Source organism: Ensifer sp. LC11, assembly GCF_001695835.1.
Taxonomy (GTDB): Bacteria; Pseudomonadota; Alphaproteobacteria; order Rhizobiales; family Rhizobiaceae; genus Ensifer.
This window is the reverse complement of record NZ_MBSO01000024.1, coordinates 1-13,373: the sequence shown is the minus strand read 5'-3', so window position 1 is coordinate 13,373 and position 13,373 is coordinate 1. Positions and strand designations below refer to the sequence as shown.

The 13,373-nt window shown below is 60.9% G+C and carries 14 protein-coding genes; 12 read left to right on the top strand and 2 right to left on the bottom strand.

What is annotated here, in order from left to right; genetic code table 11:
• Positions 1 to 208: 208 nt before the first annotated feature.
• From BBX50_RS18195 to BBX50_RS18170, 6 genes are all read left to right on the top strand, one after another.
• On the top strand, positions 209 to 1,093 hold the full coding sequence (locus BBX50_RS18195; RefSeq protein ID WP_065776748.1) for an alpha/beta hydrolase: 885 nt from the start codon (positions 209 to 211) through the stop codon (positions 1,091 to 1,093).
• A 125-nt stretch (positions 1,094 to 1,218) separates the two neighbouring features.
• Positions 1,219 to 2,661, top strand: coding sequence for a UbiA family prenyltransferase (locus tag BBX50_RS18190; protein ID WP_065776813.1), 1,443 nt, complete (start codon positions 1,219 to 1,221; stop codon positions 2,659 to 2,661).
• Positions 2,658 to 3,980 carry an FAD-binding oxidoreductase gene (locus tag BBX50_RS18185; protein WP_065776747.1) on the top strand — a complete coding sequence of 441 codons (1,323 nt, stop codon included), beginning with the start codon at positions 2,658 to 2,660 and terminating at the stop codon, positions 3,978 to 3,980. The genes BBX50_RS18190 and BBX50_RS18185 overlap by 4 nt, the downstream gene beginning before the upstream one ends.
• A 92-nt stretch (positions 3,981 to 4,072) precedes the next feature.
• Positions 4,073 to 4,513, top strand: a complete 441-nt coding sequence (locus BBX50_RS18180) for an EamA family transporter (RefSeq protein ID WP_065776746.1) — start codon at positions 4,073 to 4,075, stop codon at positions 4,511 to 4,513.
• A complete protein-coding gene (locus tag BBX50_RS18175; RefSeq protein WP_065776745.1) occupies positions 4,510 to 5,520 on the top strand; it encodes an NAD(P)-dependent oxidoreductase in 1,011 nt (336 codons plus the stop codon). The genes BBX50_RS18180 and BBX50_RS18175 overlap by 4 nt, the downstream gene beginning before the upstream one ends.
• 11 nt (positions 5,521 to 5,531) lie before the next feature.
• A complete protein-coding gene (locus tag BBX50_RS18170; protein ID WP_201723497.1) occupies positions 5,532 to 6,983 on the top strand; it encodes an aspartate aminotransferase family protein in 1,452 nt (483 codons plus the stop codon).
• 37 nt (positions 6,984 to 7,020) lie between these two features.
• Here the strand turns inward: BBX50_RS18170 and BBX50_RS18165 are convergent, their stop codons facing one another.
• Positions 7,021 to 7,623, bottom strand: a complete 603-nt coding sequence (locus tag BBX50_RS18165; protein WP_065776743.1) for a YceI family protein — start codon at positions 7,621 to 7,623, stop codon at positions 7,021 to 7,023.
• Complete coding sequence (locus tag BBX50_RS18160) at positions 7,620 to 8,240, bottom strand: cytochrome b (protein WP_065776812.1); 621 nt, start codon at positions 8,238 to 8,240, stop codon at positions 7,620 to 7,622. The genes BBX50_RS18165 and BBX50_RS18160 overlap by 4 nt, the downstream gene beginning before the upstream one ends.
• Before the next feature lie 191 nt (positions 8,241 to 8,431).
• Between BBX50_RS18160 and BBX50_RS18155 the strand changes: the two genes are divergently transcribed.
• The 6 genes from BBX50_RS18155 to BBX50_RS18130 all read left to right on the top strand — a co-directional run bounded on the left by BBX50_RS18155 (position 8,432) and on the right by BBX50_RS18130 (position 13,213).
• Entirely contained in the window at positions 8,432 to 8,911 is a 480-nt protein-coding gene (locus BBX50_RS18155) for a hypothetical protein (RefSeq protein ID WP_065776742.1), read from the top strand.
• 185 nt (positions 8,912 to 9,096) lie between these two features.
• Positions 9,097 to 9,579 (top strand): GNAT family N-acetyltransferase, encoded by a 483-nt coding sequence (locus BBX50_RS18150; RefSeq protein WP_065776741.1) that lies wholly within the window; start codon positions 9,097 to 9,099, stop codon positions 9,577 to 9,579.
• Between the two features lie 27 nt (positions 9,580 to 9,606).
• Entirely contained in the window at positions 9,607 to 9,873 is a 267-nt protein-coding gene (locus BBX50_RS30520) for a hypothetical protein (RefSeq protein WP_065788402.1), read from the top strand.
• A gap of 175 nt (positions 9,874 to 10,048) precedes the next feature.
• Positions 10,049 to 10,819: a triose-phosphate isomerase gene (gene tpiA, locus BBX50_RS18140; protein WP_065776739.1), complete on the top strand. Its 771-nt coding sequence runs from the start codon at positions 10,049 to 10,051 to the stop codon at positions 10,817 to 10,819.
• Between the two features lie 129 nt (positions 10,820 to 10,948).
• Positions 10,949 to 11,437: a preprotein translocase subunit SecG gene (secG, locus tag BBX50_RS18135; protein WP_065776738.1), complete on the top strand. Its 489-nt coding sequence runs from the start codon at positions 10,949 to 10,951 to the stop codon at positions 11,435 to 11,437.
• Positions 11,438 to 11,575: 138 nt separating this feature from the next.
• A complete protein-coding gene (locus BBX50_RS18130; RefSeq protein WP_083213735.1) occupies positions 11,576 to 13,213 on the top strand; it encodes a CTP synthase in 1,638 nt (545 codons plus the stop codon).
• Positions 13,214 to 13,373 lie beyond the last annotated feature (160 nt).

Sequence of the window (13,373 nt, the reverse complement as noted above, 5' to 3'; positions counted from 1 at the left end):
GAGGCCATAGCAAGACCTCGGCTCTGCCGCCATCCCCCGGCGGTCGAATCACCTGTATTCTGCCAGACTCTCACTGAATGCGCGAACAAAACGAGAATTCTGACATTGGCCGCAGGCGAAAATCCGCCCAAGTGACCCTATTGTAGGGCGAGTGTTGCGTTGGCGCCGGGGCGATGGCAAGGCTTGTGGCGAAAGAGGGAGCCCGTCATTGGCCGTGTCCACAGTTGTTTTTCCATTTCGCCGGTCTTTGCTGGCGCTCGCCTTGGTCACAGCCGCCTCGTGCGCACAGGCGCAGACGCTGAAGCCCTTCAAGGATGAGCTTTTCTCTTACGCCAAGGTGCTGAGCGAGGATGACGGCGGCGACGACCTGACCGTCGATTATCAGGAGCTGCGCGACATCAACGAGCGCGACGAAATTCCGGAGCGTCGCGTCAAGCGCTCCTATGTTTCGCTTGGCGTAAAAAGCGAGCAGGTCAACGAGACGCTCGACATTGGCGGGCGTCCACTCGACGTGACCCGCGTCGGTCCGGATCGCGGCGCTGCCTTCACGGTCATCTTCATCCATGGCCGCGGCGGCGATCGTCGGCTTGGCGCCAACGACTTCTCCTTTGGCGGGAATTTCAACCGGCTGAAGAACCTCGCCGTCGCCAATGGCGGCGTCTACTATGCGCCGAGCGTCCGGTCCTTCGACACGTCAGGCGCGGCTGACATTGCGGGCCTGGTCAGGCACGCGTCCGAGCGTTCCGGCGGCCGCCCGGTGGTGCTGGCCTGTGCCTCGATGGGAAGTTTCATCTGTTGGGGTGTGTCACGCGATGGATCGGCGGTGGCAGCGCTTGGCGGCATGATGGTGATGGGCGGCGTCAGTGACCCTGATTTCACGAAGAGCGCCGCCTACAAGGCGAAGCTGCCCATGTTCTTCAGCCATGGCAGCCGCGACAGCGTCTATCCGGCCGAGAGCCAGAAGGCGCTCTACAGCTTGCTCAAGTCAAAAGGGTACCCGACGCGCTTCGTGCAGTTTGAAACCGGCTCGCACGGGACTCCGGTGCGCATGACCGACTGGCGCGATGCGCTGAACTGGATCGGCAGCCGCTGACTGCCACTGTTCGCTCGGCATTTGTTAACCAGCACGGCAATTTCCGGGCGGGATCTTGTCCCGTGTTTCCACTCTGGAAAGTTGAAGCCGTGATCATGCCGGCAACTATGGCTGGGATGGATTTCATGGACGCGCGCACCGAGACACGGCACATACCGCTGTGTGTGGATCTGGACGGCACTTTGCTGGCGGCCGACACCCTGTGGGAAGGGGCTGCGATCCTTCTTCTGCGCAATCCCTTGATGCTGTTTCCCATGCTGTTCTGGCTGGTAAAAGGCAAAGCGCGGCTGAAGCACGAAGTGGCCTTGCGGTCCGGTCGCAAGGCTGAGGACTGGCCCTATCGCCAAGCGGTCATCGACCGTCTGGCGCAGGAGAAGAGGGCCGGTCGCGAGCTCGTTCTGGTTACCGGAGCGGCGCCATCCGTTGCCAAGGACATCGCCGATCATGTCGGCCTCTTCTCCTCTGTCATGCATTCGACCGATGAACTCAATCTCACAAGCAGCCGCAAGCGCGCAGCGCTTGTCGAGCGCTTCGGCGACGGCGCCTTCGATTACATGGGCAATAGTCGCGACGACATCGCCGTCTTCGAGGCCGCCCGTCGCGCGATCGTGGTCTCGCCGGATGCCGCAGCGGAGAAATGGCGCCGAAACCACGATGCCGAACGCCTGGACACCGGCAAGGTGAGCATTCTGGCGCCGCTGAAATCCATCCGTGTGCATCAATGGGCGAAAAACGTTCTCATCGGCGTACCGATGATCCTCAACCACGAGGTGCTGCATGTCGACGCGATCGTCAGCGTCGTCATCGCTTTCTTTGCCTTCAGCTTTCTTGCTTCGGCAGTCTACGTCGTCAACGATCTCTCTGATCTTGCCAATGATCGCCACCACGCCAAGAAGCGCCACAGGCCGCTCGCCAGCGGTCAGATGTCGGTGCCGACGGCACTGGTTCTTGCCGGTTGCCTGGTGCTGGCATCGCTGGCCCTGACACTCCTGCTGCCCTGGAAATTTGCCGGCGTGCTGGCGTTCTATGCCTGTGCGACGACGGCCTACACCTTCGTGCTGAAGCGCAAGCTGCTGGTCGATGTGTTCACGCTCGCCGGTCTCTACACCACGCGCATCGTCGCGGGGGCAGCGGCAACCGGCACGGAGCTCTCCTTCTGGCTGGTGTCCTTTGCCATCTTCTTCTTCCTGAGCCTCGCGCTGGTGAAGCGCTATGTCGAGCTGCACGAGTTCGAAGACAAGGATGGCGGCAATGTTCCCGGCCGCGGTTACCTTGCCGTCGACTTCGAGATGGTGGGGCAGGCTGGCGTCGCTTCCGCCTTCACATCCGCCCTGGTTCTTGCGCTTTACGTGCACAGCAAGGAACTCCAGGAGATGTACACAACCCCTTGGGCGTTGTGGCCGCTTTGCCCGCTGGTGCTTTATATGTTGCTGCGCATCTGGATGCTCGCGCGTCGCGGCATGCTGCATGAAGACCCGGTTGTCTTCATCATGCGCGATTGGCGCAGCCAATTGACCATGCTGGTGGGCGCGTTGCTCATCCTCTTTGGAGCCATCGGGCCGCAATGACACTGCAAGACCATGAAAGCTGGGGCCGCCTCGACAACCGCGCGAGGCCGGCGATTTCGCCTGACGATTACGAAGACCGGCTCGGCAGCCTGGAGCCGGAAGGGTATTTGCCCTTCGGCAACGGCCGCAGCTACGGCGACAGCTGCCACAATGATCAGGGCACACTGATCGAGAGCCGTCGGCATGGCCGCATCGTCGCCTTCGATCCAGGTACCGGGATGATGACCTGTGAAGCCGGCGTGACGCTGCGCGAGGTGCTGGAGCGCGCTATCGAGCACCGTTTCTTTCTGCCCGTAACCCCGGGCACGGCCTTCGTAACCGTCGGCGGCGCGCTTGCCAATGACGTGCACGGCAAGAACCATCACGCGCGCGGCACCTTCGGCAATCATGTGACCGGCTTTACCCTGTTGCGTTCGACGGGAGAAAGGTTGACCTGTTCGCCGGCTGAAAATCCGGATCTCTACGCCGCGACCATCGGCGGGATGGGGTTGACCGGGCTGATCCTGACCGTGGATTTGCGGTTGATGAAGGTGCCGTCGCCGCATGTGCAGCAGCACGCGCTTCGGTTCGAAAACCTCGACCAGTATTTCGCGCTGGTCGACCGCGTCGACGCCGAGCACGAGTACTCCGTCGCCTGGATCGATCAGCTTTCAACCGGATCTCGTATGGGCAGAGGCGTGCTTCTGGCCGGCGACCATGCCGACGGCTCCTGCGAATTGCCCGATATTCCCAAGGGACTGAAGTTTGGAGTGCCGTTTGCGCCGCCTTTCAATATTTTGAACCGGGCAACGCTGAAAGGCTTCAACGAGTATTATTTCCGCAAGGTGAAGCCAGGCGAGACCGTGACGACGGTTCTCTGGACCTCCTATTTCTACCCGCTCGATGCCATCGGCGCTTGGAACAGGCTCTATGGTCCGCGCGGGCTCTACCAGCACCAGAGTGTCTATCCAGCGGAACGGGCACCGGAGATCACCGCCAAGTTGATGGAAACCGCCCGACATGCCGGCCATGCCTCTTTCCTGACGATATTGAAGCGGTTCGGCGACATCGGCTCACGGGGGATTCTGTCCTTCCCGCGTCCCGGTTTTACTTTGACCCTGGACTTTGCGAATCAAGGTGAACGGACAGTAAAGCTGCTCGATGCACTTGATCGCCTCGTGATCGAGGCCGGCGGTGCGGTCAATCCGTACAAGGATGCGCGCATGAGCCCGCAAGTCTTTGAAAAATCGTTCTCTTCCTGGAGAAGGCTGGAGGCGTTTCGCGATCCGGCACTCGTTTCAAACTTCTGGAAGCGTACGGCTCTGGCTTTGCCAGAATGAGAATGCAGACAATTTTATTCAATTAAATGCGCAAACTTCACGGAATATCCGTCTCTTGCCCGTAAGTAGATTTCGGGACTGGGAGTAAAACAATGAAATATATTCCGTTCATTCTCTTCACCGTGCTCACCAACGCCGCCGCTCAGCTGATGCTGAAACAAGGCATGATGACGCTGGGGCCGATTTCGATGACCGCCGAGACGGCAATCGTCCGCCTATTTCAGATCGTCTTCAATCCTTGGGTTTTTGCCGGCCTCGCGACCTTCGTCATTTCGATGGCGTCGCATCTCTACGTGCTGTCGAAGGTCGAGCTTTCCTTTGCCTATCCGTTCCTGAGCCTCGCTTACGTCGCCGTCGCGGTCTTTGCCTATTTCGTCTTTCGCGAAGACCTCAATGCCTGGCGCATCGCCGGCATCGCGCTGATCTGCGCGGGAACCGTACTTATCGCCCAATCGGGCATCTCATCCCATGCCGACGACAAGCCGGCCGATGCCGCCGGGGTGAGCACCGCAGAATTCGGGAGCAAGTCATGAAACACATTATCTTTGGTGGCGACGGCTTCGTAGGCCGTCACCTGGCTGAGCTGCTCGTCAAGGACGGCGAGGAGGTGGTGATCGCCGATATCGTCAAGTCCGACCTGCCGCATTACGGCCGCGTGCGTTTCGTCCGCTGCGATGTCACCGACCTGGAGGCTGTGCAGAAGGTTGGCATCGGTCCCGACGACATGGTCTACAACATGGCGGCCAAGATGCTGTCGCCTCTGCAGATCCGTTCGAAGCGCTGGGAATTCTTCTGGCCCGTCAATTACTACGGTGCCGAAAACATCATGAAGGCCATGGAGGCCGCTGGCGCATCGCGTCTGGTGCAGTTCACCACCGACATGATCTACGGCCACACGGTTCAGTCGCCGCAGACCGAAGACCATCCGGCAAAGCCTCTTGGCGAATACGGCAAGTCGAAATGGGCTACCGAACAGCTGGCGGTGCAATGGCGCAAGCAGGGCATGAACATTTCGATCTTCCGTCCGCGCCTGATCATCGGCCCTGGCCGCCTCGGTATTCTCGAAAAGCTGTTCAAGCTGATCGACCTGAACCTGCCGGTACCGATGATCGGCTCGGGCAAGGTGCCCTACCAGTTCATCTCGGTCTTCGATTGCGCCGAAGCCGCGCGGCTTGCCTGGAAGGGCGGCGTGCCGAACCAGGCCTACAATCTCGGTTCCGACAATCCGCCCTCGGTGCGCGAACTGCTCGGCAACCTGATCAAGCATGCGGGGTCGAACTCGTTCCTGCTGCCGACACCTGCTTTTGCGGTCAAGCAGACGCTGGCCTTCTTTGACCTGATCAACAAGCCGATCATGGATCCGGAACAATATCTGATCGCCGACGAGATGTGCGTGCGTGAGACCGGCAAGCTGAAGCGCGAACTCGGCTGGCGTGCGCAATACAACGACGGCGACATGCTGATCGCCGCCTATGACGAATATCGAGCCAAGAAGACGAGCGCTGCGGCCACCGATGCCGTCGCCGTGCCGGCCGAATGAGGGGAGACACCATGCTGGATAGACCGAACCGTATCGCCGTTGCCGCCCCTTCGCTCGACGGCGGCGTTGCCAGGCCCGAACTGATCACCGTCGAACAGGCCAAGGCCATGTCGATCGGCGACATCACCACGGCGTTCAAGGACCACCTGAACCCCGGCCAACTGCACTTCATGAAGCTTCTCGGCTTCCACAAGGTGAAGATCGAGAGCGCCGAGGGCATGTTCTATACCGATCAGAACGGCCGCCAGATCCTCGATTTCTTCGGTGGCTTCGGCTCGCTCGCCTTTGGCCACAACCATCCGCGCATCCTCGAAGCGCGCCGGACTTTCCAGGACGAAAAACGTCACGAGATCGCGATTGCCTTCATGTCGCAGTATGCGGCGGCGCTCGCGAAGAACATTGCGGCCTGCTCGCCTGGCGACCTCGACATGGTCTTCCTCGGTTCGTCCGGCTCGGAAGCAATGGAGGCTGCGGTCAAGCTCGCCGAGCGCGCCGCCGGCCCGAAGCGGCCGAAGGTCGTCTATGCCGAGAACTCCTTCCACGGCAAGACCAAGGGCGTGCTCGCGATCACCGACGGCCAGCTCTACCGCGCCGATTTCAAGATCACCGACAACACGGTACGCGTGCCTTTTGCCGATATCGATGCGGTCGAAAAGGCCTTCAAATCCGATCCGGAAATCGGCGTCATTGTGCTCGAAACGATCCAGGGTGGCGGCGGCATCATCCAGGCGCCGGCCGAATACTGGCAGAAGCTGCGCGCGCTCTGCGACAAGTACGGCGTGCTCTGGGTCGCCGACGAAGTGCAGTGCGGTTATGGCCGCTCCGGCCGCTTCTACGCTTTCGAACACTACGGCGTCGTGCCTGACGTGACCGCGCTTGCCAAGTCATTGGGTGCCGGCAAGGCCGCGGTTGGTGCGATGATCGCCCGTCGCGAGGTCTACATGAAGGCCTATGGCACGCCGAAGACGGCGATGATCCATGCCATGGCCACCTTCGGCGGCATGGGTGAGGCCTGCGTGACGGCGATCGAAGGCATCAACGTGCTTTACGACGAGCATCTGATCGACCGCGCCGCCGACAGTGGCAGCTACCTGCTCGAGCGTCTCGAGGCGTTGAAGGCGAAGTACCCGAAGATCATCAAGGACGTGCGCGGCAAGGGTCTTATGGTCGGCCTGGAGTTCCAGGATTTCAGCCAGACCTTGCCAATGGTGTTGCGCCCCGTCGTCTCGATGCTCGACGACAAGCTCAAGGGCTCGCTCTCGGGCTTCATCGGCGCGCTGCTCCTGCGCGACTACGACGTGCTGGTGGCCTTCACCGAATACAATCGCAATGTCATCCGGCTCGAGCCGCCGTTGATCTGCGAGCGCGCCCATGTCGACCAGTTCATCGCAGCGCTTGACGACCTGCTCGGCCGTGGCATCGTGCGCATCGTCAAGGACTTCGTCGGCAGCCAGATCGGCTAGGCGACGGGCACATCGATCTAACAAAGGGCAGGGGCGTTCAACGCCTCTGCCCTTTGATGTTCATGTCGAACTCGACAACGTTGGAATAGATCGGCGTGCCGACATCCATGCCGTAGGGTGAACGGTGGATGTTGCCGCGGATGTTGAAGGCGATCGAGCCGCGGTTCCAGTCAAGGAGCGTCACCGAGAAGCGTTCTTTTCGTGACTTGCCGCGCGCAGTGAGCGTTCCCTCTACTGCGGCCGTGTCGGGCCCGGTCTGTTTAACCGCCGTTGAGCGGAAGGTTACGGTGCTGAAGTTCGCGGTGTCGAACACCGCGCTCGACTTCAGGAAGTCTTCGATCCGCTTCTCTCCCGTCTTCACGCTCTCCGGATAGAGCGTGAACTCGACCGTCGAGTGGCCAACATCATTTCGGTCAATGCGGAAGCTGCCGGAAAACTTGCCGAAGGCGCCGACGATACCTCCGCCGCCGCCCGCCTGGGCCACGGTAAAATGGATGCGGGACGCGGACGTGATACCGTAGTTGCCTGCCGCATCGGCGAGTTCCGGTGCGGTTGCCGCCGCGGATGCGGGAATGCCGCCCATCGCCACCAGCAGAGTAAATGCGATTGCCGTCGGTCGTGATTGCAGGCGCAGTGTCATGGTTTCTTCCTTCCAGCGATCATCGGATCAGAGCCAGCCGCTTGGGAGGAAGCGCCTTGGCGCGAGCCGGTGTGAAACATGCGGACGAGAATCTCGTCATGGCGCACGATGTGGTGGTACAGGGCGGCCAATATGTGAAGCGCGACAAAGGCGAGGAGCAGATAGGCAAGCGCCATGTGCACCAACGTCCAGAGGCCTTCCGCCGATGCCGATTTCGCCATCGGCAGATGCGGTATGATGAACCAGTTGAAATAGAAACTCGGGATGTTCAGCGTCGAGGTAGACGCCACCGCCCAACCGGCCAAGGGAACTGCAAGTGCCAATGCAAGGAGCAGGGCGTGGGTTGCACCGGCGGCGCGCCGCTCCATCCCGCTCAAGCTTTCCGGCGCTCGAGGGGCGATTTCAATCAGGTGCCAGATGGTGCGGATCACCGCCAAACCGAGAACGGTGAACCCGAGTGATTTGTGCCACTGATAAAGCGAAAACTGCAGCGCGGGATCGACCGGAAGCCTGCGCATGATGTAGCCGAGGGCGAGCAGGGCGAGGATGAGCGCCGCAATCGTCCAGTGAAGGGTGATGGTGATCCATCCAAATCCGGCTTTGTCGTTTCGCAGCATGTTCGACCCCGTGGTCGTTCGCTCGGCCGGTACTGGCTTGGCTTCTGCGATGAGACCCATGAGCTCGTGCTTTTATTCGCGGATAATACCGTAAAATTGCTCTGTGATCTTGTTGATGTCGGCAAGCTGTGGTCCATTTGCTGATGGTGGGGACACGGAGGGGTTGTTCCCGGGGCATTGGACTGGCGTACATGACGAAGAAGAGAGCGACACCGATGAGCCCGCACGAGCGGCAGGCTTATGATCATGCCCGCAACGGCATCAGACTTGGGACCGAAGCCAAGTATACCGAGGCGGTCGAAGCCTGGCGTCTGGCGTCCGACATTGCCGATGCGCACCTTGCCTTCACGGACATGTATTACTGGATCAAGAGCGGCTATGGCGCGGCACTTTGCGACGCCGGTCGCTATCGGGAGAGCATCGCCGTCTCAATGCTCTCCCGAGAATTGACCCTTGAGCGGCGCCAGCCGCTTTCGTCGCTTTCGATCGCCCGCTCTTTTCTGGCGCTCGCAGAAGGCGAGGCCGCAGCGCCCCACCTGCGCGACGTGCACAACTTGATCGGAGACGCGATCTTCGAGCAGTTCGATCAGGATCTTGAGGCGGACGTTCATGCGGCGATCGCTGGGCTGGAAAATGGCGGCACGCAGCCGACGGTCGATCGATCCAAGTGAAATCGAGTTTCTAGGCGAGAGCCCGCGGCATTGATCTGGCGGCGTTCGCGCTCTGCGAGCGCCAGGCGTTTTCTCGCCATGATTTCATCTTACGTGCGAACCACCCCTTTTGCGGGTGATTCGCGGTGGGCCGTTCTGGTGTCTGCCGCTTTTTTTAACATTTTGATTTTTCTGAGGTGTTTGCCATGAGTGAAACCATATTGCCGTCTGCCGAAGTGACTTTCCGTCGAATCTCTTCACTGACTGTGGGGGATGTCTGCGAGCTGAGCGAAACGCTGAGCGAAGAGCAAAGCAACATGGTTGCAAGCAACGGCGATTCGATTGCCGAAGCGCATTTTTCCGACAGAGCCTGGTTCCGGGCCATATATGCCGACGACACACTTGTCGGCTTCATCATGCTGCACGAGGGCGCCGACTGGGACGACGGCATCGACTGCCCCGGCGTGTTCCTCTGGCGCTTCATGATCGCCCGCCCGTTCCAGGGCAAGGGCTTTGGCAAGCAGGCGATTGCGCTTGTCGTGCGTGATCTGAAGGCGCGTGGTCTTCACGAACTCTACACAAGCTATGGACAGGGCCCCGGCAATCCCGAGGGGTTCTATCGCGGCCTCGGCTTTGAACGGACGGGAGAGCACTATGATGACGAGCTCGAAGCCGTGCTGAGGTTCTAAAAAAGCGCAAATATGGACGCCTGACCCATGTCTGCCGACATGACCTTCATGAGTAGGAACATGCGTAACGATCTGCACGAGGCCAACCGCCTCTCCTGGAACGCGGCGACGGTCGCGCACAACAGCCACAAGGGTGGTCAGGCTGCCTTCTTCCGCGCGGGCGGTTCCACGTTCTACCCGGAAGAACTCGACTTGCTCGGTGAGATCGCTGGACTCGAGGTCGGCTTCGAACGCTGCGCGACCTGGGCGGCCGGCGTATGGTGCCGCCTGAAAGCGTTCCGAGCCTGCCATTGATGTATGCGATTGCCGCGGTGAGGCCGGAGCTGAACCTCTAAATGCCGGTCTCTGCGACCGAGCGGCGGGGCAGGGCAGCTTGCCTCGCGGCAATGGAATAATCGCCCGCGGTGCTTTTATTTGCCGGCCGCATTTGCTAGGCCGCTTCGGGAGAAAAGCATCCGGAGGAAATTGCATGACGCCCGATATCCGCCCGCTCGTCGCCGGCAACTGGAAGATGAACGGAACCCGCGCCTCGCTCGATCAGATCAAGGCGATGGCCGAAGGGGTCAAGGGCGAACTCTCCGCCAAGGTCGAAACGCTGATCTGCCCGCCGGCAACCCTGCTCTATGTGGCAACAGCGCTCTGCGACGACAGCCCGCTGCTGATCGGCGCGCAGGATTGCCACGAGAAGCAGTCGGGCGCCCACACGGGCGATGTTTCGGCCGAAATGATTGCGGATTGCTTCGGCACCCATGTCATCGTCGGCCACTCCGAGCGCCGTACCGACCACGCCGAAAGCGACGCGCTGGTTCGCGCGAAGACGGATGCGGCGCATGCTGCCGATCTCGTGGCGATCGTCTGCATCGGCGAGACCGGCGACGAGCGCAAGGCCGGCAAGACGCTTGATGTGCTGAAGCGCCAGCTTGCCGAAAGCCTGCCGGATGCCGCCACGGCTGAAAACACGGTGATTGCTTACGAGCCCGTCTGGGCGATTGGCACGGGCCTGACGCCGACGGCGGCAGACGTTGAGGAGGCGCATGCCTTCATGCGCAAGGAACTGGTTGCGCGTTTCAGCAATGCCGGAGCCAAGATGCGCATCCTCTACGGCGGCTCGGTCAAGCCCTCCAATGCCAGGGAACTGATGGGTGTCGCCAATGTTGATGGCGCATTGATCGGTGGCGCAAGCTTGAAAGCTGAGGACTTCCTCGCCATCTACCGGGCTTATGAAGAATTGACGGCCTGATCGCCCGGGCTGCCGGGCAGGGGCTTGGAATAGCGCACGGCTTGGTATAAAGAGGCGCAAAATTGCGCCCGGCTAGGCCGAGTTTGCGCATGTTTGATTCGTTTGCCCAAAGGGCAGGACTGGAAGCTGATGCAGACCGTACTACTCGTCATCTATCTCATGGTCGTCGTCGCCCTGATCGGCGTCGTTCTCATTCAGCGCTCCGAAGGCGGTGGCCTTGGCATCGGCGGCGGCTCGGGCTTCATGTCCGCCCGCGGAACGGCCAACGCGCTGACCCGCACGACCGCAATTCTTGCGGCACTGTTCTTCGTCCTGGCGCTCGCCATGGGTATCCTCGCGCGCTACCAGCCGCAGGCAACGGACATTCTCGACCGTATCCCGGGCACCAGCTCAAACGGCGGCGGCGTTCTCGATTCGCTCGGCGGCGGTACTCCGGCCCCGGCGGGTGGCGCCACGCAACAGCAGCCGGCAACCGGCAACGGTGCCGCGACCGACAACGGCGTTCCTTCGACGGCGCCGGCGACTTCAGGCGAAGCTCCGGCCGGCGGCGCTGCCACGCAGACGCCTGCCGCTGGCGCCAACAGCAATACGGGATCGCAAGTTCCCAGCGGCCAATAAGGTCGCAATTCCAAAGAACCCGCCGGCGGATGTTTCATCCGCCGGTTTTGTTTTGTGTGAAATCTGCCTCCACCCCAAGACGAAAAGTTCTGGAACATGAATTTTTCGGTGGCGGAATCATTTGTTAAAAGGTATCCGGTGACTCCCATGGCGCGATATGTATTCATCACTGGCGGCGTGGTTTCCTCCCTCGGAAAAGGCATCGCTGCAGCGGCTCTCGGAGCACTGCTGCAGGCGCGTGGCTACCGGGTGAGACTGCGCAAGCTCGACCCCTACCTCAACGTTGATCCGGGCACCATGAGCCCGACCCAGCACGGCGAGGTTTTCGTAACCGACGATGGCGCGGAGACCGATCTCGATCTCGGCCACTATGAACGCTTCACGGGGCGTTCGGCGACGAAGACCGACAACATCACGACTGGCCGGATCTACAAGAACATCATCGACAAGGAACGCCGGGGCGACTATCTCGGCGCAACCGTTCAGGTGATCCCGCACGTTACCAACGAGATCAAGAACTTCGTTACCGAAGGCAACGATGACTATGATTTCGTGCTGTGCGAAATCGGCGGCACCGTCGGCGACATAGAAGCGATGCCGTTCATGGAAGCGATCCGCCAGCTCGGCAACGACCTGCCGCGCGGCACCGCCGTCTACGTCCATCTGACGCTGATGCCCTATATTCCGGCGGCCGGCGAATTGAAGACCAAGCCGACGCAGCATTCGGTCAAGGAGCTGCAGGCGCTCGGTATCCATCCCGACATCCTGCTCGTTCGCGCCGATCGCGAAATCCCGGAAGCCGAGCGGCGCAAGCTCTCGCTGTTCTGCAACGTTCGCCAGTCGGCGGTTATCCAGGCACTCGACGTTGCCTCGATCTACGACGTGCCGATCGCCTATCACAAGGAAGGCCTCGACAACGAAGTGCTCGCCGCGTTCGGCATCGAGCCGGCACCGAAGCCGCGCATGGATGCCTGGGAGCGCGTTGCCGATCGCATCCGCACCCCGGAAGGCGAAGTCACCATTGCGATCGTTGGCAAGTACACCGGTCTGAAAGACGCCTACAAGTCGCTGATCGAGGCGCTTTACCACGGCGGCATCGCCAACCGGGTGAAGGTCAAGCTCGAGTGGATCGAATCGGAAGTCTTCGAAAAGGAAGATGCCGCACCCTACCTTGAAAAGGTGCATGGCATTCTCGTTCCAGGCGGTTTCGGCGAGCGTGGTTCCGAAGGCAAGATCAATGCGGCGCGTTTTGCCCGTGAGCGCAAGGTGCCGTATTTCGGCATCTGCTTCGGCATGCAGATGGCGGTCGTCGAGGCTGCCCGCAATCTCGCCGGCATCGAGAAGGCATCCTCGACCGAATTCGGCCCGACCAAGGAGCCGGTGGTCGGCCTGATGACCGAGTGGGTGAAGGGCAACGAACTCGAGAAGCGATCGGCCTCCGGCGATCTCGGCGGCACGATGCGTCTCGGCGCCTATCGCGCCGCGCTCAAGGGCGACACCAAGATTGCCGACATCTACGGTTCGACCGAGATTTCCGAGCGCCACCGTCATCGCTATGAAGTCAATGTTGACTACAAGGATCGGCTTGAGGCCTGCGGCCTCGTGTTCTCCGGCATGTCGCCGGACGGCATTCTGCCGGAGACCGTCGAATATCCGGATCATCCGTGGTTCATCGGCGTTCAGTACCACCCGGAACTGAAGTCGCGGCCGCTCGACCCGCATCCGCTGTTTGCAAGCTTTGTCGAAGCTGCACTCGAACAGTCGCGTCTGGTCTGAGCCGAGACGGAGTGAAACGAGAAAGGCCGGTCGCAAGACCGGCCTTCAGACCGCTGACAAACCCGTCGATTTTTCGGCGGGTTTTGTTTTGTGGATTTGGTGCTGACGTTGGGGCGGGTTTCCGGGTGGCAAAAGTGGCGGCCTGCGCTCACGCCGGTCT